Source organism: Paraburkholderia dilworthii (genome assembly GCF_000472525.1).
GTDB classification, from domain to species: Bacteria; Pseudomonadota; Gammaproteobacteria; order Burkholderiales; family Burkholderiaceae; genus Paraburkholderia; species Paraburkholderia dilworthii.
In genome coordinates this window covers 129272-151112 of the sequence record NZ_AWZT01000003.1, presented here as the reverse complement: position 1 = coordinate 151112, position 21841 = coordinate 129272, and the positions used below count along the sequence as shown (strand labels likewise).

Genomic DNA, 21841 nt, shown 5'->3' with positions numbered 1-21841 from the left:
ATGCGTCGTTGCAGCAGCACGGCGGCGCGCAAGGCCGTCAACCGCCAGCGCGGTTTTACGATGATCGAGGTGCTGGTCGCGCTGGCGATCATTGCCGTGGCGTTGGCCGCATCGTTGCGCGCTGTCGGCAGTCTCGCGAGCGGCGAGGCCGATCTTCACCGGCGCTTGCTGGCCGGGTGGAGCGCGGACAACACGCTCGCGCAATTGCGTCTCACGCATGCATGGCCCAATGTGGGCTCGACGAGCTTCGATTGTTCTCAAGGCAATTTGCAGTTGATCTGTACCGAGCATGTGACGTCAACGCCGAACCCGGTGTTTCGTCGCGTGGAAGTCATGGTGACGATGCCTGGGCGTTCCGGCAATCTCGCTCAGATGGTCACGGTGGTCGCGAATGAAAACAACAGGTCGCTCTGAGCGCCGCCGCCGCGTCGGCGCGCGTGGCTTCACGCTGATCGAGCTGCTGGTCGCGATTGCGATCATGGCGGTGATCGCAGTGCTGTCGTGGCGCGGACTCGACCAGATCATTCGCGGCCGTCAGACCATCACGAATGCAATGGAAGACGAGCGCGTCTTCGCGCAGTTATTCGATCAGATGCGTATCGACGCGCGTCAGGCCGCCTCGGACGACGAATCCGGCCAGGCCGCGGTGTCGCTCGCGGGCGGCGCGGTGCAAATCGTGCGGCAATTGGCCGTGCCCGGCTCCGCGCCGCGGTTGCAGGTGGTGCGTTATCGCGTCTCCGGAGGGCGCGTGGTTCGCTATGCGTCGCCGCCGCTTGCGAGCGTCGGCGATTTGCGCTCGGCGCTGCGCGGCGGCGAAGGCGAAGGATGGACCGGGTTGCCGTTGATGGGCGGCGTCGGTGCGATTTCCGCGCGCCTCTACGTGCCGAGAGTCGGCTGGACCACGCAGATGAAAGACGTGCAGAGCGCGATCACGGAGGCGGACAATAACCTGAAGGTGCCGCAGCTCGGCAACGCGCCGCTGCCGCGCTCGGTGACCGGACTCGAAGTGAGCGTGGGCGCGAAGTCGCTCGCGCGGCCCATCACGCGTGTTTTCCTGATCGGAGAATGACATGAGGTTCTCCAAGGTTCATGCACGACGTTCGATTGTTTGTTCGGCCTCGATCCACGGCACGCGTGGCTTGGCACAACGTCGAGCGGCGCTGGTGGAACAGCGCGGACAGCAGCGCGGGCAACAAGATGGGCAACAGCGCGGCGCGGCCATCATCAGCGCGTTGCTGGTGGTGGCGCTGTCGGCGATTCTCGTCTCCGGCATGTTATGGCGCCAGCAGGTCCAGGTTCGCCGCATCGAGAATCAGCGCCTGCTCGCGCAGGCGCAATGGGTCTCGCGCGGCGCGCTGGACTGGACGCGTCTGATTCTTCGCTCGGAAGGCGATACTTCGGCGGGCATCACGTATCTCGGCGGAGTGTGGGGCGTGCCGATCGCAAAGACGCGGCTCTCCGACTTTCTCGGCCAGATCGGCGAGGTGCGCGCGCAGCAAGGCGCGGCCACCTACCTGTCCGGATCGATCGAAGACGCTCAGGCCAGGTTCAATCTGCGCAACCTGGTCGCGAGCCCCGCGCCCGGCGTCATGCAATTGGACATGGAGCAGATCGGCGCGTACCAGCGTCTGCTCGTGTCGCTCGGCGTGAACAGCCAGCTCGCAAAAAACACCGCCGTTCAGGTGCGGGCCAGCCTCGCGCAGTCGGCAACGCGTTTTCAGACCGTCACGTCGACGTCCGGCACGACATCGACCACGCCGCCCATCCAGGGCGGCGCAATGGGCGGCGGCTTCACCGACAAACCCGGTATCGAAGATAGCGAGGACAGCGCCGCGCACGCACCCTTGCAAATGACCAGCGTCGACTCGCTGCTCGACATTCCCGGCTACACGCCGGAGATGGTGGCGCGCCTGCGGCCTTTCGTGACCGTGCTGCCGACGGTGTCGGCGGTCAACATGAACACGGCCTCCGCCGAGGTCATCGCGGCGGTGGTGCCGGGCATGAGTTTGTCGTCCGCGCAGGCGTTCGTCGCGCGCCGGCAGACGGTGTTTTTCCATAACGTCGCCGACGTGCAGCTTGCGTTGCGCGGCGCGGGGGTGCAGTCGGTTTCGATCGATCCGAACGAGCTCGACGTCAACACGAACTACTTTTTCATTCACGGCCGCGTGCAGCACGAGCGCGCCGAAGTGGATCGCACGACGCTCGTGTATCGCGACGCTTTGACTCACACTACACGTGTCGTGCGGGTGCAAGACCAACTATGAATAACGCCTTTCCCAGAGAGAGTGGCCTTTGAGCACGCTGATCGTCTTATTGCCGCCGCGTGATCCGGCGGTGCCGTCGCAGGAATGGCAACTGCCGGACCTGCCGTTCGTGCTGCTCGACAAGTCGGGACGCACGCAGCGCGCCGGGCGCTCGGCGCTTGCGTTGCTGCCGCGCGCGACGTCGACCGTGCTGATGGTCGCCGCGCGCGACCTGCTGATGATGCCCGCCACGCTGCCGCCGCTACGCGGTCCGAAGCTGCGCCAGGCGTTACCGAATATCGTCGAGGATCAACTGATCCAGGACCCGCAAACCTGCCATATCGCCGTCGATTCGCAACCGGCCGCGGGCGGGCGCCAGGTGCTCGCGATCATCGACCGCGGATGGTTCCGCTTCATCTACGAGGCTTTTTCCGCAGCCGGTCACCGCAGTTTGCGCGCAGTGCCGGTCACGCGTTGTCTGCCGGAGGCAACGCTGCCCGCAGTGCTGGCGGAAGTCGCCGAAACCGTGAGTGCGGCGGAGCCGGCACTGGCGGGCGCCGGCTCATCGGTACGGGACGCCGCGCCGGTGGCGAGCGCAGCCAATACTTCGACCGACGCCGCGCCGGAAGCCGTGCCGATGGTCGCGGCGGTGCTCGGCGCCGTGGTTCAGACCGCGCCAGCGATGCTGCTGGAAGGCGCCGTCCAAAGCGGCATGCCGCGCGTCGAACTGGCGATTGCGCGCGGTGCGCAAGGAGAAGGCCTCGCGGTGCCCGCCAACGCGGTGAACGCGACGCTTGCCGCGCTCGCCGGCGCGACGCCGGTTTCGCTGTATATGCTGACCGAGGTGCCGGGCAGCGAGCCAAGTCTCGGCGCAAACAGTCCGGCGCGGCTCGCCGCGCATGTGCACGGCGCAAGTCCGCTGCCCTTCGAGCAGCTTGCGCGCCGCGCGCTCACGTGTCGCTTCGATCTCTGCCAGTTCGAATTCGCGTCGCAGCCGTGGCGGCTCGACCGCGCGACGCTGCGCCGCCTACGCCTGCCGGTGCTGCTGGCAGTCGGCGCGCTGCTCGTCGCGATCATTGGTGCGAACGTGCAGTGGCTGATGCTTTCGCGCCAGCGCGACGCGATCGGCGCGCAGATGACCGAGCTTCTGCTGAACACCTTCCCGAAGACGACGGTCGTGCTCGATGCACCCGATCAGATGTCGCGTCAGTTGCAGCAGCTGCGCGTGGCCGCGGGTGAGCTTTCGCCCGGCGATTTCCTGGCGCTTGCCGATGGCCTCGCGAGATCGCTCCCGCCCGTGCCCGTCAATGGCATCGCCGCGCTCGACTATCACGACCGGCGTCTCGACGTCACCTTCAAACCCGAAGTGAAGCTCGATCCCGATTTCGCCACGCGCCTCGCGCGTAACGGACTCAGCGGCGCGATCGACAGCAATACCGGCAAGTGGACCATCAGGAACGGACAATGAAAGCTGAACTCGCTCAAACCTGGGCAGGCTTCTGGGACCAGCGAACCGACCGCGAAAAGGCGTTGCTGACGTGGGGCGGCGGTGTGCTCGCGGTGGTGATCGCGTGGTCGGTGCTGTGGGCGCCGGCACAGGAGGGGCGCGCGCGTCTGCGTGAATCGCTGCCGACCTTGCAGCGGCAACTCGCGCAGATGACCGCGCAGGCTAACGAAGCGCGCCAGCTTTCGGCGGCGGCTCAGGGCGTCGCGCCGACCGGCGGTGCGCTGAAGGACGCGCTCCTGGCGTCGCTCAGCGATCACGGGCTTGCGGCGACGCAGGTGCAGGTAATCGGCAATGCGGTGCAGGTGCAGATGAAGAACGCGTCGTTTCCCGCGTGGACGGCTTGGGTCGACGATGTGCGCCGCCAGTTCAAGGTGCAGGTCTCCGAAGCGCACGTGACCGCGCTAAAAGCAGACGGCCAGGTGGATCTGACTGCGTCGTTGCAGCCATCCACGGCGAAATGACCGTGCTGTCACGGGGTCTCGCATGACTTACTGGATGCGGCGCCTGCGCGCCGCCCTGCCCTGGCTGCTGATCGCAGTGTTCTCCAGCGCGGCGGTGATGCTTGCGTTGTTGCCGGCGGCGTGGATCACGCCGCAGTTTGCCCGTCAGAGCGGCGGGCACGTGAACCTGGTCGACCCGGCCGGCTCGCTCTGGCACGGCTCGGCTACGCTGATGCTCGCTGCGGGCTCCGACATGAGCGCCGCGACGCTGCTGCCGGGGCGGATCGAATGGCACACGGCATTCTGGCCGCTTTTCACTGGCCGTGTGCGCATGACCATGCGGCATAGCGAGGCGATGCCGGACCCGATCACCATCGATGCGACCTTGCGCAGCGCCAACGTCACGCCCGGCACGATAGCCGTGCCGGCTTCGCTGCTGAGCGGCCTCGGTGCGCCTTTCAACACGCTCGATCTGCAGGGCGACGTGCGGCTCTCGTGGTCCGACTGGCGCAGCTTCAACCGCGAGGCGTTCGGCCAACTGACGATCGCGCTGAGCGACGTGAGTTCGCGTGTTTCGCCGGTGAAGCCGCTCGGCTCGTACCAACTCGTGTTTCAGGCGGAGGGCGTGTCGTCCACGCTCGAATTGCGCACTATCAAGGGCCCGCTGATGCTGAACGGCCGCGGCGCCGTGTCGCCGGCTTCGACCTCGTTTCGCGGAACCGCTACATCCGCCCCCGAGGCCCGCGACAATCTCGCCGGACTGTTGAATTTGCTTGGAAGGCCGAGTGGACCGGACACGGTTACGTTGTCGTTCGTGCATTGACCTGGGCGTAGCGCTGGCCGAGCGCGGTCAGTTCTTGCAAAGAGGCATCTAAAAAGAGGCATGACCGGTTCCTGGTCATGCCTCTTTCGCATTTCGGCCCCGGGCGGCGCATGCGTCGCCCGGCGCGCTTTATTTGCTTTGCGTTTGCGGCTTCGTCGACACCTGCATTTGCTTTTGCGCGCTCGCGTTCTGCGCAACCGGCGCGGCCGATGACGCCGGCAATGGCGCTGGCGCGGCCATATCGCCGGTTTCGCGGTTCATTTGCGTGACGTCCCAGCCGCCGCCCAGCGCCTTCACCAGACCCACCGACGACACCATCCGCTGACCCGCGATGGTCTGTAGCTTCTGCTCGGCGATGAAGGCCGTGGTCTGCGCGGTGAGCACGTTGACATAGCCCACGGTGCCCGCCTTGTATTCGTTGGTCACGATGGCAAGCGCCTGGCGCGCCGATTCCACCGCCTGCTGCTGCACCACGATCTCCTGTTCAAGGATGCGCTGCGACGCGAGGTTGTCTTCGACGTCCTGGAACGCGGTCAGCACCGTTTGACGATAGGTGGCGACGCTCTGGTCATACGCGGCGCGAGCGGCTTCTGTCTGCGCACGGCGCAGCCCGGCGTCGAACAGGGTCGCCGCGAGTTGCGGGCCGACCGTCCAGAAGCGGGACGGCGCTGTCAGCAATTGGGAGAACACCGAGCTTTCGAAGCCGCCGCTCGCCGACAACGTCAGCGACGGGAAGAACGCGGCGATGGCAATGCCGATCTGCTCGTTGGCCGCCGCAGCCTTGCGCTCCGCCGATGCGATATCGGGTCGCCGTTCGAGCAGCGCGGACGGCATTTGCGCGGGCACGGCGGGCGGCGTCGCGGTGAGCGGCATCGGCGGAATGGAAAACGTGGAGGCCGGTTCACCCACGAGGACCGCGATTGCATGCTCGTCCTGCGCGCGCTGAACGCCGTTGTCGATCGCCGATGCCTGCGCCGATTGCAACTGCGTTTGCGCCTGGATGACGTCCGAGCGCGCGGCCACGCCAGCGGCGTACTGGTTCTGCGTGAGTTGCAGCGAGCGCTGATAGGCGGCGACGGTTTCGTCGAGCAGCTTCTGATTCGAATCGAGCGCACGCAGCGCGAAATAGGTCTGGGCGAGCGTGGCCTGCGCGGACAGACGCGCGTTCGCCAAGTCGGCTGCGGCGCCCTGCTGGCCGGCCTTCTGCGCATTGACCGAGCGCCCCACGGAGCCCCACAGATCGGGCTCCCAACTGGCGTCGAGTTGCAGGTTGTAGCTGTTGTACACGCCGGAGCGGCTTGTTCTGCTCGTCGACGTCGCATTCGACGAAATACCGCTGCCGGAGCGCGTGCCGCCCGCCGACAGGCCAACGGTCGGAAAATACGCAGCCCGCGCCTCGCCGACCAGCGCGCGGGCCTGCCGATAGGCGGCAGCGTATTGGGCGACGGTCTGATTGGCGGCGTCCAGCTTCTCTTCGAGGGTATTGAGCTGCGGGTCCTGATAAATGGTCCACCACGCGCCGCGGTCGTGTTGATCCGCCGGCTGCGCGACTTTCCAGCCGGGCGCGGCTTCCTTATACGAGGCGGGAATCTCGGCGGCTGGACGTTTGTAGTCTGGACCGACGGCGCAGGCCGCGACGAGGCCCGCGACGGACACCGCGACTGCGAGAGTCAAAGCGCGAGGCGCAAATGTCCGCGCGGACGAGATTCGGTCAGACTGCATGCATTGATTTCCTTCTGGACGCCGCGACGCCGCCGATGGCGGTGTCGGCCGGTATGGTTTGCCGGCATGTTAGCGTAAGAGCCCGCTGGCCGCGGGAAACAGAAAGGTTAATGCGGTGAGCGATGAAGGTGTGTTACCGACAGTGTCGCGAAGGTTACGCGCTGTTACCGGCGAGGCATCAGCCCCGCGAGTCGACCCGCGATTCCGTCGATGTCGTCTTGCGCGCGAGCTTGCCGGCGGCTGCCCGGCAAGGCGCGTCGCCGCTCGCCTGGCAGGCGCTCGCCGCATTGTGCACGCTGCCGGTTGCCGAGCCCGGCAGTTGCGCGGGCGTCGCCGCAATTTCGACAGATGCGCTTTTCAAGCCCTTACGCGCCCGCCGATGCTCGATCCACGCCAATACCGCGACACCTACCGATCCGCCGGGCAATACGAACAGCACGGCAAACAACGCGAGTTTCCACCAGCGATGCGGGCCCTGGAAGCTGTGCAAGGCTGAATCGGTCAATGAGCGGCTTAGGCCGCCGAGGGTATTTTTGAGGTACAGCATGGGAGGAACATCCTTGGGGTCACGCCTGGGTTTGGGGCGGACAAAAAAGCGGTCAGAACATAGTCTCGGGTGGCGCGGATCGCGTAACTCGTTGCTTCGTATAATATTGACTATGCAAGTAAATTTCAAGATACTGTGCGCGATGCACAAGCGCGCTGTTGTTTTTCGGCGGCTCGCGCGGTGACAACCTACGAGAATTGGAATCCACTTCTCTGCTCAGGCAGCTAAACTTTCGCCCTGCGTGCTATGTCTCCACACCCAAGATGACCGACGGTCCTTACAAAGCGGATGAAATCCGGCTCGATTCGAGTCTCGGCTATTACCTGTCGAAGGCCCGCAATGTGCTCGTCGAGCGCACCGATCGGGCGGTTAAGCCGCTCGGGCTGACGGCCCAGCAGATCGGCGTGATCCTGATGCTGGCCGCCGGCCGGGCGAACACGCCGTTCGAGTTGTCGCGCGTGATGTCGTACGACAGCGGTTCCATGACGCGTCTTCTGGATCGCCTTGAAAAGAAAGGCTTCATCTCACGCACGCGTAGCGACGCCGACCGTCGGATGGTGAAGCTGGAATTGACGCCGCAGGGCCAGGAAGCGGCGCGGCAGTTACCGGGCATCGGCGCCGCGGTGCTGAATGAACAATTGCGCGGCTTTTCCGCCGCTGACCTCGCGACGCTCATCGATCTGCTGGGCCGTTTCATCGCCAACGGCATTGATCCGGGTTCGAGCGCCGGTTGCGGTCTCTGTTCGCCGGGCGAGTTGTCCGACGAAACGCTTCAAGATTCATCACCGGAAGACGGCGAGCAGTAACCTGAAGGCGCCTTTTCTGGGCGTCGCTGGCAGCAGATCTCTGTCTGGGCAGAGTGTGATGGGGCATGTATGCATGCCATCCGCACGACGCGTTAAACGTGGCACGACAACCTTTCTGGGCTGAAGGAGAAAAAACATATGGACGCTACGGCTTCCGAGGCTGCCGAACCGGCAGCTCGACCGGCCACTCCGCCCGCCGCGGAACCGGCGCCGCTCAAGGGCGGCGCGCTTGCGCTGCTTACTGTCGGGCTCGCACTCGGCACCTTCATGGAGGTGCTCGACACGTCGATTGCCAACGTCGCCGTGCCGACGATCTCCGGCAGTCTCGGCGTCGCGACGAGCCAGGGCACCTGGGTGATCTCTTCGTATTCCGTGGCGTCGGCGATCGCGGTGCCGCTGACGGGCTGGCTCGCGCGGCGCGTCGGCGAAGTGCGGCTCTTCACGCTGTCCGTCCTGCTCTTCACGATCGCGTCCGCGCTGTGCGGTTTCGCGCAGAACTTCGAGTCGCTGATCTTTTTTCGCCTCGTTCAGGGGCTGGTGTCCGGTCCGATGGTGCCGCTCTCGCAGACTATCCTGATGCGCTCATATCCACCGGAGAAGCGTGGCCTCGCGCTGGGCCTGTGGGCGATGACCGTCATTTGCGCGCCAATCTTCGGGCCTGTGATGGGCGGCTACATCACGGATAACTACACGTGGCCGTGGATCTTCTACATCAACGTGCCGATCGGTCTTTTCTCCGCGGGCTGCGCATTTGTGCTGCTGCGCGGACGCGAAACAAAAACGACGCAACAGCGTATCGACGCCGTCGGCCTCACGCTGCTCGTGATCGGCGTGGCGTGCCTGCAGATGGTGCTCGACCTCGGCAAGGATCGCGACTGGTTCAACTCGACGTTTATCGTGACGCTTGCGGTGATCGCGGTGGTGTCGATTGCGTTCATGCTGGTGTGGGAGATGACCGAGAAAGAGCCTGTCGTCGATCTTTCGCTGTTCAAGGATCGTAACTTCGCGCTGGGCGTGCTGATCATCTCGTTCGGCTTCATGGCCTTCTTCGGCTCGGTGGTGATTTTTCCACTATGGCTGCAAACCGTGATGGGCTACACCGCCGGGCTCGCCGGTCTCGCCACGGCGCCGGTCGGCTTGCTCGCGCTCTTTCTCTCGCCGATGATCGGCAAGAACATGCATCGGCTGAACCTGCGTGTGGTCGCAAGTTTCGCGTTTATCGTGTTCGCATTCGTGTCGTTCTGGAACTCCACGTTTACGCTCGATGTGCCGTTCAATCACGTGATCTGGCCGCGTATCGTGCAAGGCATCGGCGTGGCCTGCTTCTTCGTGCCGATGACGACGATCACGCTATCGAGCGTGCCCGATGAACGGCTCGCAAGCGCCTCGGGCTTGTCGAACTTTTTCCGCACGTTGTCGGGCGCGATCGGCACAGCGATCAGTACGACCTATTGGGAGAACGACACGATCCGCCATCACGCGATGCTGGTCGATAACGTGAACGTCTACACCGCGAACACGAACGCCTATACCAATGCGCTCGCAGGTGTCGGCCTTTCCGGCGACAGCATCACTGCGCAACTCAACCAGGTGGTGACCGCGCAGGCTTATATGCTCGCCACCAACGACTTCTTCCGCATTTCGTGCGCGGCATTCGTCGTGCTTGCCGTGCTCGTCTGGATCACGAAGCCGCGCAAAGGTGTCGGTCCTTCGATGGGGCACTGAGCGACGCGCAACGCTTCGCTCACTGACTGACCGCTTCGCCATTCGTAGGCGCGACTGACTGCCCTTGCAGCGCGTCCGGATGCATGGCGGTGGACGCTGGCTGCGGCGGCTTCACATCGGGTTTCTGTGCGCCCGCAGCTGTGCCTCGCACGTATTGCTTGAAGTCGGCGCCCGCTTCCCAAGGGTTCGGCTTGCAGCCAAGCGATCCATCGCAATGCGCGGCGAAGCCGATCGTCGCGGTGCCGTCGGGATTTGCCGTGCGGGTGATCTGATACGCGAGCGCACGCTTGCCGCCATCGGGGCCGGCAGTTTGTATCAGCGTGTCGGTCGCGGATTCGACTTTGTACTTCGAGTTGTTCGTGACCCACGTTTGCGCGCGCTGCCACCAGAGGTCGCATTCGGATTTGTTCGAACACGTCAGGGGCCTGGTCGCGATCTGCATGACATCGGGATCGACTTGTCCTTGCGTCGAACATGCTGTCGCGGCAACGGCTGCCGTGGCAACGCATAGTGCGGCCAACAGACTTTTCTTCATCGCGTTGATCCTCCCTTTTCGCAAGCGTGTCGTATTAGTTTGGACCGTAACGTGGGGAGGGTGTTTCGTTTACATCAGAGAAACGTGGAAGCCGTGGAGAATTTGCCGATGAGGCCGATGTCTGGCGGCTTCTTTTGCGTAGCCGTTACCTGCGTATGCTTCGCGCAATAAAAAAGCGGTCACTTGAGCCGCTCTCCTAGGTTCCCGCCCGCGCGCGAACCGCTGCGCTCACACGCTGAAGCGGTTCAACGTGTACGCCCGATAAGCGGCAACGAACGCATCGAAGGAGCCTATCTCCTCCCGCTCGAGCTTCGCCTGTTCCTCGAGCGACTGCGCGGCCAGTTCTGCGAACTCCCGGGCCTGTCCTGCCTCGAGCGGACGCGCGCGGAAATACGCGGCATGCGCTTCGCTTTGTTCCAGACCGAATTCGAGAAAACTCTGCTGCTTGTCGAGCATCGTCTGCAAGACGCGCGCTGACGGCGTGAGCGACGCGTCGGCCAGCTTCGCGCGCTGAACCGCGACCGAGCGCGCGTGCGCGTCGCCGCCGTGCAATGCGTCGAGCGCGGCCGCTGCCGCTTCGATTTTGACGAATAGTTCTTCGGCCCATTCGATCATCGCAAGCGGACGGCCGTCGCGAATCAGTTCCAGGCCGGGCTTGCGCCCTTCCGTCGTCACGCGCGCGAAGTTCTGGTTGGCCTCCGCGTAGGGATGCGGCGGCAACGGCGCGCTGTCGTCGAGCGCGCACACCAGCAGATAGGCGTCGAGAAAACGCGACGTTTCCAGCGAAATACCAACTGGCTCGAACGGATCGATGTCCATACAGCGCACTTCGACGTACTGCACACCGCGCGCGGCCAGCGCATGCAGGGGACGCTCGCCGGGATACGTGACGCGCTTCGGACGGATGGTCGAGTAAAACTCGTTTTCGATTTGCAGCACGTTCGTGTTGATCTGCACCCACTCGCCGTCGCGCTGCGTACCGATTGCCTCATACGCGGGATACGGCTGGCTGACGGCCTTCGCGAGCGCGTCGAGATAGCCCGGCAGCGTGTCGTAGTCCGCATGCAGCGCGGCTTGCGCGGTCGTGTTCGAGTAGCCGAGATCGCTCATGCGCAGGCTCGTTGCGTACGGACGGTACAACGTGTCGGCGTCGAACGTTTCGAGCGTATGTTTGCGCCCGCGCAAGAAGCGGCGATCGAGCGCCGGCGACGCGCCGAACAGATACATCAGCAGCCAGTTCGTGCGGCGAAAATTGCGGATCAGCGCGAGATAACGGTCGGACTGGAAATCGACGGCGCTCGCGGTGGATTGCTGGTCCGCATGCAACAGCCGCCACACCTCCTCGCTCAGCGAATAGTTGTAGTGGATGCCGGCAATGCACTGCATCGTGCGGCCATAACGCAGCGCAAGACCGATGCGGTACACGTACTTCAGCTTGCCTATGTTGGACGTGCCGTAGTTCGCTATCGGAATGCCGTCGTCGGTGTCGGGCAAGAGGCCGGGCATCGAGTTGTTCCACAGAATCTCGTCGCCGAGTTCCGCGTACACAAAGCGATGCAGCCTGTCGAGCTTATCGAGCGTCAGCGCGACGTCGTGCTCGGCCGGCGTGATCAGTTCGAGCAGCGCCTCCGAATAGTCGGTGGTCAGCGAAGGATGCGTAAGCGCCGAACCGAGCGCGCGCGGATGCGGCGTCAACGCGAGTTGGCCGTCGCGCGTCACGCGCAGACTTTCTCTTTCGATGCCGCGCAGGCCGTGTAGCAGCGCATCCCGTTGCGGGCCAGAAGTCAGCACGGACAGGCGGTGCGAGAACGCGTCGGTCGTGCGGGATTGTGTGGTGTTTGGCATTGATGCGAGTCGGGCGTTGTCGGCCGCCATGTGCCGCTTTGCTGCTCGCTGGCAGCATGGTGCGGTCGACAACGTTCGGCGGAATTTTCAGTAGCGGGCACTTTAACATCTCGCCACGGCGCCTGCTTGAGCCCGCCCCGGCGGGCTGTTGAAGCGCGCCGGGGCATCTGTTTTGACGACGGATCCGCGAAGTTAGCCGTGAAGACTCGGAGTTATTGCGGGCGTTGCCGCGGTAGGTTTTTTGCCGGCATCGGTGGGTTGGGGGATGCGGCGCATGTGGCGCATGCGGCTGATGCGGCGCAAGGCGCTCGAGAGACTTAAGGGGCCCGAGCGGCTCAAACGGCTCAAACGGCTCAAACGGCTCAAACGGCTCAAACGGCTCAAACGGCTCAAACGGCTCAAACGGCTCAAACGGGCCCGAACGACCCGCTGCCGAAACGGCTCAAACGGCCGAAGCGAGGCAAACGGCCTAACCAGCCCGTGCCGCCCACTCCGCAAGCCAATCCGCGCAAACCTAGCCGCCGCGCGCGGCGCCTGCGCGGTCCGCTATTTCGTTCCACAGATGCATCGCCGCATAAGCGCGCCACGGCCGCCATGCGTCGGTGCGCGTGCGCTGCTGTGTCGGTCGCACGAGCGACGGATCGCGCGCGCAGATCGACTGCATTAACACGAGGTCCCACGCGGGCCAAGCATCGGCGTCGCGCCATGCGCGCATCGCGACATACTCGACCGTCCACGGTCCGATGCCCGGCAATGCGAGCAACGCGGTGCGCAGACTGTTTGCGTCGGCGCCTGCACTATCGAGCGGCACGTCGCCGCTCGCGACGGCGCGCGCAAAACCCTGCAGCGCTGCGACGCGTTTGCCCGGCATGCCGATCTGAGCGAGGTCCACGGTCGCCAGCGCTTGCGGCGTGGGGAAACGCCACGCGGTGTTTTCATGCGGATGCCCTTCGATACGCTCGCCCGCTCGCTTCACCAATCGTCCGACGATCGTGGTCGCGCCTTTCACGCTGATCTGCTGCCCGACGATCGCGCGAACCACCAGTTCGAAACCCGACCACGCGCCCGGCACGCGCAAGCCCGGCGCTGCCTCGATGAGCGGCGCGAGCCAAGGGTCGGCGGCGAGGGCGGCGCCGATCTTTTTCGGATCGGCGTGCAGGTCGAACATTCGCGCCATCGGTGCCGCGAGTGCGTCGGCGTGACGGCTCACCGGGCCTTCGATGCTCGCAACAAGACAGCGCTTGCGCGGATGCTGGCGCACGCTGAGTGTGCCGCTGTCGCCGGCCCATTCGATTGCGCGGCGATACGCGCCGTCTTCCACGGCCTCGACGCCCGGCGTCGCGCGTCCGCCGAAAAAGCGTAAGAGGCGCGGCCAGTCGAATGGCGATTTGTACGGCAGCTCCAGAGTTGCAATGTCGTCAAGCGTGCTCACGCGGCGTGATCCAGTTTAGTGGCCAGGGTCTCAGTAGAAGCGGTCGCCGGACGGCTGGTTTCGTCGGCGCAAACGTGGTGCGCGTGCTGCGCCTCGTTGTCGAGAAGCGCGGCCTTGCGCGGCAAGCCCCAACGATACCCGGCAAGCGCCCCGCCCTTTTGCACGACGCGATGACACGGAATAGCCAGTGCGACAGGGTTGGTCGCGCAGGCGCTCGCCACCGCGCGCACGGCACGCGGCGCGCCGACCGCTTCCGCGATCTCCGTGTAGCTGCGTGTCTGGCCGTACGGAATGCGCCGCAGCGCGTCCCAGACACGCTGCCGGAAAGCAGTCGCCGCAATATCCAGCGGCAAGTCGAAGCTCTGACGCGTGCCGCGCAGATACGCGTCGATCTGCGCGATAAACGGTGCCAGCCGCTCGGGATCGTCCAGCAAATCCGCGTTGGCAAACTCGCCGCGCAGTTCGTCGACGAGGAAAGCGGCGTCGTCGCCGAAACCTAGCTTGCAGATGCCCTTGTCGGTCGCGGCCACCAGCACGAAGCCGAGCGATGTCGGTGCGCTGGCGTAGCGGACCGTCAGTCCTGCGCCCTTGCGGCGATATTCCGACGGCGCCATGCCCAATTCCGCCGATGCGCTGTCGTACATCCGCGAAGGCGAGTTGAAGCCGGCGTTGAGCGTGGCGCGCGTCACGTCCGCGCCGCTTTTGAGCGCGTCGCGCAACGCAGCGCCGCGCTGCGCGGCCTGGTACTGACGCGGCGACACACCCACCACGCGCTTGAACAGTCGCTGAAGATGAAACGGGCTCACGTGCACGGCGTCGCTCAATTGCGCGAGCGTGAGACGCTGTTGCGGATCGGCGTCGAGCGCTGCGCACGCCCGGTTCACGATTTCGAGCTCGCGCGGCAAGCCGCCCGGCTGACAGCGCTTGCAATCGCGAAAGCCCGCGGCGCGCGCGGCGCCGGGATCGGCGAAAAAGGCAACATTCTGGCGACGCGGCTGGCGCGAAGCGCACGACGGCCGGCAGAAGACGCCTGTCGTCTTCACGCCGTAGAAGAAAGCGCCGTCGGCGAGCGGATCTCGGCGAGTGACGGCTTCCCAGCGCTCGTCGTCGGAATTCCAGCTGGTGTCTGCGGCTGCGTCGGGGTCAGCCGGATGCATGATGCGGTTCATGATGGTCCCGGATAGGTACTGTCGATGCTCACCAATGTAGGCCGCATGCCCACACGGTACGCTCCGGTTCTTGCTGTGTCATTGCGGTTCCTCGTAGGCGGGCGGTCCGTGGAAGCCCGCCAGGCACTCGTTTCACGTCAAAGTGCGACAAATTCGCGCGGTATCGGGTTTTCCCTTAAAAAGTTATTGCGTCGCACCAAGCCCATGTGTATATTAGTACCTGTCTCCTCCATGTCTCCTCCTGATATGGATTCAGCCCGCTCCACATAGAGCGGGCTTTTTTTCGTCTCTACGTTCCGTAACTGGCCCTTTGACGCGCGTTCTCCGATGCGCCGCTTTCTCATAAACTAACGGTTCATCCGCTGCATGACCCGGCCAGAGGAGGCGTTCAATAATGAAGATTCATATTCGCGAGATCGACCACGTGGTGATTCGGGCGTCGAACGTCGAAGTCATGGCTCGCTTCTATTGCGAGGTGCTGGGTTGCACATTGGAGAAGGAGCAGCGCGAACTCGGTCTCACGCAGTTGCGCGCGGGGCGCTCGCTGATCGACCTGCTTCAGGTCGGCGCGAAGCTCGATCGCGCGGAAAACGGCACGGCCGGCGCGGGGCGAAACATGGACCACGTGTGTTTGCGCGTGGAACCGTTCGACGCCGAAGCGCTTAAGGCGCATCTGGGTCAACACGGCGCGCGGCTTGGCGAACAGGCGCTGCGCTACGGCGCGGATGGCTACGGGCCGTCGCTGTATCTGTTCGACCCGGAAGGCAACATGATCGAACTGAAAGGGCCGCCGGAAGCGGCGCGGGTGACGTCGCTCTAAAGATGAGCCGTCGGCGCACCGGCCGCCGATACCTCAGGCGTTGCTGGGCGCCTTCAAGCGTTGCCCGGCGTCTTCAACGCCGTCCACTCGATTTTCACCGCGTCGGCATCGGCGCTGCCGAGCCACGCTTCGCCGTCTTCCACCGTGCATTGCAGCCGCATCGTGCGCTGCGCGAGCGATCCGAGTTCGGTCGCGATGTTTTCACCGAGCGACCAGACCGTCACATTGCGCATGCGCTCAACCTTGTTGCGCACGCCCTGCCACCAGATATCCGAAGCACGGCCGCCGTACGCGATCACGATAACGTCGTTCGCGCGGCCGCTCGCCTTGGCGATGCGCCGCTCGTCGGGCTGGCCGACTTCGATCCACGTTTCGATGGCGCCGGTCAGGTCCTTCTGCCACAGATCCGGCTCGTCGACATCCGACAATCCCTTGCAGAATTCGAGCCGTTCCTGCGCGAACAGCGCGAATGCGGCGACGCGGACCATCATCCGCTCATCCGTTTCCGACGGATGACGGGCGATGGTCAGCGAATGGTCGGCGTAGTAGTGCCGATCCATGTTGGCGATCTGTAACTCCGCCTTGTAAATAGTCGATTTGAGAGCCATGCCGTTGCTAAACCAGACGCTCGCCCCAGCGGAGCGAACGGAAAATGAATCGTCGACGGCGCGTTGCCGTTTTCCGTGTTTGTTGTACATGTTGCGTCCCTCCCGCGCCGTTATCCGGCTGCCTCATGAACGGGAAAGAGCATTTATCGAGCCACAGCCTGCTCGGCGGGAACGCCATAGACCTCGCCGGCCGCCTCGCGCAACGCGTCCAGCACCACTGAGGCCGCAGGAGAAAGCAGGTGCGACTGGCGCGTGATGATACCGAATGTATCCATCCTGCACGGCAAATCGATCGGCAGGCGCTTCAGGACGCCGTACTGTTGGTATTGACGTGCCACTTCGTCGGGTAAAACCGCCAACATGTCGCTTTGGAGCAGCAAACTGGAAATCGCCAGAAAGTTGTTGGTGTTCACCACGTTTTGCGGCGGATTCAGGCCGATCTGCGAAAACATCAGGTCGAAACGATGCCGCAAAACGCTGCCTGGCGGATGCAACACCCAGCTCGCATTGACAATACCGCGCAGCGTCAAGCCGGTTTCGTTTTCCAGAGGATGGCCGGGTCGCGCCACCACACAGAGCGGTTCGTCGGCGAGCGGTTCGTAGCGGACTTCTGTCTTGAACTGGTTCTGCCGCTCCAGAACGCGGCCGATCATGATGTCGAGCTCACCCTCGGCAAGCCGCGGCAGCATCACGTCTGAGGTTTCGACTTCAGCCCAGATCTGCAACTGCGGATAGCGCTCCTTCACGCTCGCAATGGCGCGCGGGACCATCGTGGCAGCCGCCGCCGCGATCACGCCGATACGCACCTGTCCGGCGAGACCCGCGCGCAGTGCCGAGATTTCGTCGTGTGCATGGCTGAGGTTCGACAGCACCATGCGCGCGTGACGGATCATCACCTCGCCGTACAGCGTCGCATGCATACCGTGCGGCGTGCGATCGAAGAGGCTCACGCCCAGCATGTCTTCGAGTTCTTTCAGCAGGCGCGAAGCCGCCGGCTGCGTCATGCCGAGCACGTCGGCGGCGCGCCGCACGTTGCCCTCTTCTTCCATCGCCGCGAGCAGCAGCAACTGCCGCGTCTTTAGCCGCGCACGCACGAACCAGTTCGAGTAGCTACGCGTCATCGCCTGTCTCCATACTTCGTTTTCTCGAATGGCCTCAATCATGCCATATCGAAATTGTTATCGGGATAGCTCAAAAAGGGATTGGAAAGTTATTGCGCCCGCTCATACCATTCGTGGACTTTCCAGCCTTGTGGCGCCTTTCCGTCGATGAACCGCGATCCGCTCGTCCCGCTCGTTGCCAGCCCGCTGCGCCATTACATCAATGGCGGATGGGAGACGGGCGCGACCACGGGCGTTTCGCTCAATCCGTCGGACCTGGACGAACCCGTCGGCGAATATGTTCGCGCCGACGTCCGGCAAACCGATAGCGCGATCGAAGCAGCGAGCGCCGCCTTCCGCGAATGGGCGCTGAGTTCGGCGCAGCGCCGCGCGGACGCGCTCGACGCGATCGGCAGCGAAATGATTGCGCGCCGCGACGAACTGGGGCGGCTGCTCGCACGCGAAGTCGGCAAGACCTTACCCGAGGCATTGGCCGAAGCCACGCGCGCAGGCCAGACATTCAAGCTGCTCGCCGCCGACGCGCAGCGCGCGTACGCGGAACCGCTTGCGTCGGCGCGCGCCGGCGTCGAAATCGACATGACACGCGAACCGCTCGGCGTGGTCGGCATCATCGCGCCGTGGAGTGCGCCGCTCGCGATCGCCGCGGCGAAGATCGGCGCTGCGCTCGCGCATGGCAATTGCGTCGTCTATAAGCCAGCTGAATCGACACCTGCCTGCGCGGCGGCGCTCGCGTCTATCGTGAGCCGCGCCGGTTTGCCCGCGGGCGTATTCAATCTCGTGATGGGCAGCGGCCGGCAGGTCGGCGCGCGGATCGTCGCGCATCCGCTCATCGCGGCGATCAGCTTCAGCGGTTCGGCGGAAACCGGCACGCGCGTGCTGCAAACCGCCGCCGCTCGCCAGGCGCGCGTGCAACTGGAGATGGGCGGCAAGAATCCGTTCGTCGTGCTGGCCGACGCCGATCTCGACAGCGCAGTCGATGCCGCATTGACCGGCGCATACGGCTCGACGGGCCAACGCAGTACGGCGGCAGCGCGGCTGATCGTCGAACACGCGATGTTCGAGCCGTTCGTCGACGCGTTGCAGGCGAAGCTTGCCAAGCTCACCGTCGATCATGCGCTGAAGCACGGCACGGACATGGGCCCGGTGGCGAACGCCGCACAACTCGAACGCGATCTCGACTACGTGCAAATCGGCAAGCAGGAAGGCGCGCACTTGCTGCACGGCGGCCGGCGGCTAGAACGCGCGACGCGTGGCTACTTTTTCGAGCCCGCGCTGTTCGTCGGCGAGGCTGAGCATCGTATTGCGCGTGAAGAAATCTTCGGTCCGCTTGCGGTGGTACTGCGCGCTGACGATTACGACCACGCGCTGCATCTCGCGAACGACACCGCTTACGGTCTGTGCGCCGGCATCTGCACGCGCTCGCTCAGCCGCGCGCGGCATTTTCGCCGTCACGTGCATAGCGGCCTCGTCACGATCAATCTGCCGACCACGGCAGTCGAGCATCACGCGCCTGGCGGCGGGCGCAAAGCGTCCGCTTACGGCTCGACCGATGCAGCCTTCTGGACGGCCGTGAAAACGGCTTACATGGCGGGTTGATCGCGATGACGCACCCGCACCTTGCCTTAGGCGCCCGCCTGCCCGTGATTATCGCTGCAGTTACCGCCGCAGTTACCACCACGATTACCAACCCAGATTTACGCCCCGGCTGACGCCGCCGCGTATCGCCTCGCTGCACACAAACGAAATCAATGCAGCTTTCAACCTTAGGAGACAGACATGACCAGCAAGCTTCGCCGTTTGACGCTAACCGCGATCGCCGCAGCCGCAATCGCGGCGCCCTTCGCCGCCCAACTTTCCGCGCACGCGGACCAGCCGCTCAAAGTCGGCTTCCTCGTGAAGATGCCGGAACAGGCGTGGTTCATCAACGAACAGAAAGCCGCCACTGCGCTCGGTCAGAAGGACGGTTTTTCGGTGGTGAACATCGGCACGCCGGACGGCGAAAAAGTGCTGTCCGCAATCGACAACCTCGGCGCGCAAGGCGCAAAGGGCTTCGTGATCTGCGCGCCCGACGTGCGTCTCGGACCGGCGATTCAGGCGCGTGCAAAGCGCTACAACATGAAGTTCGTCACCGTCGACGATCAGCTGGTCGACTCCAGCGGCAAGCCGCTCGCTAACGTGCCGCACCTCGGCATGTCCGCATTCAAGATCGGCAATCAGGTCGGTCAGGCCATCTCCGAAGAAATGAAGCGCCGCGGCTGGAAGCCCGAGGAAGTCGGCGCGCTGCGTATCACGAACTACGAACTGCCGACCGCCAAGTTGCGCACCGACGGCGCGACAGAGTCGCTGCTCGCCGGCGGTTTCAAGAAGGAAAACATTTTCGACGCCCCGCAAAAAACGACCGATGACGAAGGCGGCTTCAACGCGTCGTCGCCGGTATTGGCGAAGCATCCGAACATCAAGAAGTGGGTGATCTTCGCGCTGAACGAAGAAAGCGTGCTGGGCGGCGTGCGTGCCACCGAGCAGTTGCATATTCCGGCGTCGGACGTGATCGGCGTCGGCATCAACGGTGCGGGTGAGGCATTTGCCGAGTTCCAGAAGAAGGAGCCGACAGGCTTTTACGGCACGATCGCCGTGAGCTCGACGATGCACGGCAAGGAGAGCACCGAGAATCTCGTGGAGTGGATCAAGGACGGCAAGCAGCCGCCCGCCGATACGCAGACCACCGGCAAGCTGATGGTGCGCAGCAACTGGCAGGACGTGCGTAAAGAACTCGGCATTTAAGCCACGTTCGAGTTTGCACGCGGCGGGCCGCGCTTTTCGCATCGGGCATTTGCTCGACGCGCGAGCGGCCCGCACAGGTTGTCCACCATTGAGGTTTTTTCGATGACGTCCTCACACACTGCGTCTTCCATCGGCGACGCTGCCGTGTCGGCGCAAGCGCCCTCGCTTGCGCCCGCTTCCACCGAGCCGTATTTGCAACTCGATGGCATCACCGTGCGCTTTCCGGGCGTGCTCGCGCTCGACCAGGTGTCGCTCGAAGTGCGGCGCGGCGAAGTGCACGGCTTGATGGGCGAAAACGGCGCCGGCAAATCGACGCTGCTCAAGGTGCTGTCCGGCGTCAATCAGCCGGCCGCAGGCACGTTGTCGCTCGATGGCGTCGAGCAGCAGTTCACCACGACTAAGGCGGCGATTGCGGCGGGCGTCGCGATCATCTATCAGGAATTGCATCTGGTGCCGGAGCTGACGGTCGCCGAAAACCTGATGCTCGGCGCGCTGCCGAATCGTTTCGGTGTGCTGGATGAAAAGGCGCTCGTCGCGCGCGCAGTGCGTGAGCTCGAACGGCTCGGCGAAAAGATCGATCCGTCGCAGCAGGTGAAGAATCTGTCGATCGGTCAGCGTCAGATGATCGAGATCGGCAAGGCGCTGATGCGCGACGCCCGCGTGATTGCGTTCGATGAACCGACCAGTTCGTTGTCGTCGCGCGAGACCACGCAACTTTTCCGTATTATTCGCGCGTTGCGGGCCGAAGGCCGCGCGATTATCTACGTCACGCATCGGATGGATGAAGTCTACGAGCTATGCGATCGCGTCACCGTGTTTCGCGACGGCCGCCGCATCGATACGTTCGATGCGGGCGAAGGACTCGACCGCGATCGTCTGATCAGCTGCATGGTTGGCCGTTCGATCGCCGACGTATACGGCTATCGCGCGCGCGAACTCGGCGACGTGCAACTGGATGTAAAAGGATTGATGGGCCCGGGGCTGCGTGAGCCCGCGTCTTTCTCGGCACGCAAAGGCGAGATCGTCGGCTTCTTCGGACTCGTCGGCGCTGGGCGCTCCGAATTGATGAAGCTGATCTACGGCGCGGTCAAACCCACGGCCGGCGAGATCACGCTCAAAGGCAAGCACGTGCGCTTCGCTACGCCCCGCGACGCGGTGCGCGCGGGCGTCGCGCTGTGTCCCGAAGATCGCAAGCAGGAAGGCATCGTTTCGATCGCTTCGGTTTCGGACAACCTCAACATCAGTTGCCGACGGCACTTCAGCCGCTTCAATGTGCTCAACGGCCGCAAGGAAGCGCAGACCGCGAAGGAGTTCATCGGCAAGCTTGCGATCAAGACGCGCAATGGCGAGACGCCGATCGGCACGCTCTCGGGCGGCAATCAGCAGAAGGTGATCCTGTCGCGCTGGCTAGCGGAAGACATCGACGTGTTCCTGATGGACGAGCCCACGCGCGGCATCGACGTCGGCGCGCGCAGCGAAATTTACGGGCTGCTGTATGGGCTGGCGGACGCCGGACGCACGGTGATCGTGGTGTCGAGCGATCTCGCGGAAGTGATCGGCGTGACGGATCGCGTGATCGTGATGAAGGAAGGCCGCGTGGTCGGCGATCTGCCGAAAGCGCAGGCCACACCCGATGCGCTCATCAAGCTCGCGCTGCCCCGCTAGAACACATGCTCGCCACGGTCGCCGGACGAACGAAGGCGCCTTGAACCGAACG

20 protein-coding genes are annotated in these 21841 nt (G+C 64.2%); 12 read left to right on the top strand and 8 right to left on the bottom strand.

What is annotated here, in order from left to right:
* The 6 genes from gspI to F759_RS0106600 all read left to right on the top strand — a co-directional run bounded on the left by gspI (window position 1) and on the right by F759_RS0106600 (window position 5013).
* Complete coding sequence (gspI, locus tag F759_RS0106625; RefSeq protein ID WP_027799162.1) at window positions 1–414, top strand: type II secretion system minor pseudopilin GspI; 414 nt, start codon at window positions 1–3, stop codon at window positions 412–414.
* Entirely contained in the window at window positions 392–1069 is a 678-nt protein-coding gene (locus F759_RS0106620; RefSeq protein ID WP_027799161.1) for a PulJ/GspJ family protein, read from the top strand. Before gspI ends, F759_RS0106620 begins: the two co-directional genes overlap by 23 nt.
* A gap of 70 nt (window positions 1070–1139) precedes the next feature.
* Entirely contained in the window at window positions 1140–2264 is a 1125-nt protein-coding gene (gene gspK, locus F759_RS0106615) for a type II secretion system minor pseudopilin GspK (RefSeq protein ID WP_407668523.1), read from the top strand.
* A gap of 28 nt (window positions 2265–2292) precedes the next feature.
* Window positions 2293–3711 carry a type II secretion system protein GspL gene (gene gspL / locus F759_RS0106610; protein WP_027799159.1) on the top strand — a complete coding sequence of 473 codons (1419 nt, stop codon included), beginning with the start codon at window positions 2293–2295 and terminating at the stop codon, window positions 3709–3711.
* A complete protein-coding gene (locus tag F759_RS0106605) occupies window positions 3708–4211 on the top strand; it encodes a type II secretion system protein M (protein ID WP_027799158.1) in 504 nt (167 codons plus the stop codon). The genes gspL and F759_RS0106605 overlap by 4 nt, the downstream gene beginning before the upstream one ends.
* A 22-nt stretch (window positions 4212–4233) precedes the next feature.
* The gene (locus F759_RS0106600) at window positions 4234–5013 is read left to right on the top strand and encodes a type II secretion system protein N (RefSeq protein WP_027799157.1); all 780 of its coding nucleotides are present in this window, start codon (window positions 4234–4236) and stop codon (window positions 5011–5013) included.
* A gap of 129 nt (window positions 5014–5142) precedes the next feature.
* Here F759_RS0106600 and F759_RS0106595 read toward each other — a convergent pair whose 3' ends face one another.
* Both F759_RS0106595 and F759_RS0106590 read right to left on the bottom strand, forming a co-directional pair.
* The gene (locus F759_RS0106595; RefSeq protein ID WP_027799156.1) at window positions 5143–6735 is read right to left on the bottom strand and encodes an efflux transporter outer membrane subunit; all 1593 of its coding nucleotides are present in this window, start codon (window positions 6733–6735) and stop codon (window positions 5143–5145) included.
* A gap of 178 nt (window positions 6736–6913) precedes the next feature.
* Window positions 6914–7282: a hypothetical protein gene (locus F759_RS0106590; RefSeq protein WP_027799155.1), complete on the bottom strand. Its 369-nt coding sequence runs from the start codon at window positions 7280–7282 to the stop codon at window positions 6914–6916.
* Window positions 7283–7545: 263 nt separating this feature from the next.
* Here F759_RS0106590 and F759_RS0106585 point away from each other — a divergent pair, with 263 nt between their 5' ends.
* Window positions 7546–8088, top strand: a complete 543-nt coding sequence (locus F759_RS0106585; protein ID WP_027799154.1) for a MarR family winged helix-turn-helix transcriptional regulator — start codon at window positions 7546–7548, stop codon at window positions 8086–8088.
* 138 nt (window positions 8089–8226) lie between these two features.
* Complete coding sequence (locus tag F759_RS0106580; RefSeq protein WP_027799153.1) at window positions 8227–9813, top strand: DHA2 family efflux MFS transporter permease subunit; 1587 nt, start codon at window positions 8227–8229, stop codon at window positions 9811–9813.
* 19 nt (window positions 9814–9832) lie between these two features.
* Here F759_RS0106580 and F759_RS0106575 read toward each other — a convergent pair whose 3' ends face one another.
* From F759_RS0106575 to ada, 4 genes are all read right to left on the bottom strand, one after another.
* Window positions 9833–10348, bottom strand: a complete 516-nt coding sequence (locus tag F759_RS0106575; RefSeq protein WP_027799152.1) for a hypothetical protein — start codon at window positions 10346–10348, stop codon at window positions 9833–9835.
* Window positions 10349–10576: 228 nt separating this feature from the next.
* A complete protein-coding gene (gene gshA, locus F759_RS0106570) occupies window positions 10577–12193 on the bottom strand; it encodes a glutamate--cysteine ligase (protein WP_027799151.1) in 1617 nt (538 codons plus the stop codon).
* Between the two features lie 514 nt (window positions 12194–12707).
* Window positions 12708–13625, bottom strand: a complete 918-nt coding sequence (locus tag F759_RS0106565) for a DNA-3-methyladenine glycosylase family protein (RefSeq protein WP_027799150.1) — start codon at window positions 13623–13625, stop codon at window positions 12708–12710.
* Entirely contained in the window at window positions 13622–14794 is a 1173-nt protein-coding gene (gene ada / locus F759_RS0106560) for a bifunctional DNA-binding transcriptional regulator/O6-methylguanine-DNA methyltransferase Ada (protein ID WP_027799149.1), read from the bottom strand. Before ada ends, F759_RS0106565 begins: the two co-directional genes overlap by 4 nt.
* Window positions 14795–15188: 394 nt before the next feature.
* On the opposite strand from ada, the gene F759_RS0106555 reads away from it, so the two are divergent.
* A complete protein-coding gene (locus F759_RS0106555) occupies window positions 15189–15614 on the top strand; it encodes a VOC family protein (RefSeq protein ID WP_027799148.1) in 426 nt (141 codons plus the stop codon).
* 53 nt (window positions 15615–15667) lie between these two features.
* Here the strand turns inward: F759_RS0106555 and F759_RS0106550 are convergent, their stop codons facing one another.
* Window positions 15668–16222: a YaeQ family protein gene (locus F759_RS0106550; RefSeq protein ID WP_027799147.1), complete on the bottom strand. Its 555-nt coding sequence runs from the start codon at window positions 16220–16222 to the stop codon at window positions 15668–15670.
* Window positions 16223–16365: 143 nt separating this feature from the next.
* Entirely contained in the window at window positions 16366–17343 is a 978-nt protein-coding gene (locus F759_RS0106545; RefSeq protein ID WP_027799146.1) for a LysR family transcriptional regulator, read from the bottom strand.
* Window positions 17344–17490: 147 nt separating this feature from the next.
* Here F759_RS0106545 and F759_RS0106540 point away from each other — a divergent pair, with 147 nt between their 5' ends.
* The 3 genes from F759_RS0106540 to araG all read left to right on the top strand — a co-directional run bounded on the left by F759_RS0106540 (window position 17491) and on the right by araG (window position 21789).
* Window positions 17491–18939 (top strand): aldehyde dehydrogenase family protein, encoded by a 1449-nt coding sequence (locus F759_RS0106540; RefSeq protein ID WP_027799145.1) that lies wholly within the window; start codon window positions 17491–17493, stop codon window positions 18937–18939.
* Window positions 18940–19119: 180 nt separating this feature from the next.
* A complete protein-coding gene (locus tag F759_RS0106535; protein ID WP_027799144.1) occupies window positions 19120–20124 on the top strand; it encodes an arabinose ABC transporter substrate-binding protein in 1005 nt (334 codons plus the stop codon).
* Window positions 20125–20226: 102 nt separating this feature from the next.
* Complete coding sequence (araG, locus tag F759_RS0106530) at window positions 20227–21789, top strand: L-arabinose ABC transporter ATP-binding protein AraG (protein WP_027799143.1); 1563 nt, start codon at window positions 20227–20229, stop codon at window positions 21787–21789.
* Window positions 21790–21841 lie beyond the last annotated feature (52 nt).